The organism is Xenorhabdus aichiensis, from assembly GCF_028598775.1.
Lineage (GTDB): Bacteria > Pseudomonadota > Gammaproteobacteria > Enterobacterales > Enterobacteriaceae > Xenorhabdus > Xenorhabdus bovienii.
Genome location: NZ_JAQRFO010000131.1, coordinates 1 through 810 on the forward strand (window position 1 = coordinate 1; position 810 = coordinate 810).

An 810-nucleotide genomic window follows, 5' to 3' on the forward strand; every position below is an offset into this window, starting at 1 on the left:
GAGTCTGTTCTATCTGGGGGAAACCCATCTCCAGCATAAGATTTTAGCGATAGCGGAAGAAGAAGGCGTGCGGCAGGCGGCTTATGCGTTGAAGTTGTTGCAAAGTGACGGCGAGCTGACGATGGCCAGCACGGGCAAGGATGAAGCCACAGGCAATCTGGTGACCAAAAGCTATACCGTGAAAGGCCCGGTGATGCTGATGTTAACGACCACCGCCATTGATGTAGATGAAGAATTACTGAACCGCTGTCTGGTGCTGACCGTCAACGAATCCCGCGAACAAACCGAAGCGATCCATGCGTTGCAGCGCCATAAGCAAACCCTCGAAGGCCTGTTGGCTGAGAACGAGCGGGACTATCTGACACAGCTTCACCAGAACGCCCAGCGGTTGTTGCGTCCGCTGAATGTGGTGAACCCCTATGCCAGCCAGTTAACGTTCATGAGCGATAAGACCCGTACCCGCCGTGACCACATGAAATATCTCACCTTGATCCAGAGTATCGCGCTGTTGCACCAATACCAGCGGGAAATCAAAACGGCAGAACATCGCGGCAAGACACTGGAATATATCGAAGTGACCCAAGACGATATCCGGCTTGCCAACCAGCTTGCACACGACATCTTAGGCCGGACGCTCGACGAGATGCCGCCGCAGACCCGCAGGTTGTTGCTGTTGATACAGGCGTGGGTCAGAAACAGCGGCCAGCTCCGCCACGAAATGTTGTTTACCCGCAAGCAGTTACGGGATGCGGTGCAGTGGGGCGATACCCAGCTCAAGGTGCATCTCTCACGACTGGTCGAAATGGAATA

Annotated in this window: 1 pseudogene; it reads left to right on the forward strand. The window is 54.6% G+C overall.

Annotated elements, in window-relative coordinates:
- Window positions 1–810, forward strand: a pseudogene (locus PSI22_RS21285) (DNA primase); the annotation flags it as partial.